Source organism: Sphingomonas sp. 10B4, assembly GCF_035019905.1.
In the GTDB taxonomy this organism is placed as follows: Bacteria; Pseudomonadota; Alphaproteobacteria; order Sphingomonadales; family Sphingomonadaceae; genus Sphingomonas; species Sphingomonas glacialis.
Genome location: NZ_JASJVC010000388.1, coordinates 1 through 219, shown reverse-complemented (window position 1 = coordinate 219; position 219 = coordinate 1). Strand labels below are relative to the sequence as shown.

Here is a 219-nt window from a genome sequence, read left to right as displayed (position 1 = left end):
CGTCTGGCCTTGCCATGCGCGGACATAAAACTGCGGTGCTGGATTTTGACGTGGGTCTGCGTAACCTGGATCTGATTATGGGTTGCGAACGTCGTGTGGTGTATGACCTGGTCAACGTCATCAGCGGCGAGGCGACATTAAAGCAAGCGCTGATCGCAAACCCGCGATAAAGATGCCTTGACCGAAGAGGGCGTAGAACGTGTTCTGAACGAATTGATC

1 pseudogene is annotated in these 219 nt (G+C 53.4%); it reads left to right on the top strand.

Features of this window, described 5'->3' with window-relative positions:
• A pseudogene (locus QN347_RS21075) lies at positions 1 to 219 on the top strand (septum site-determining protein MinD); the annotation flags it as partial.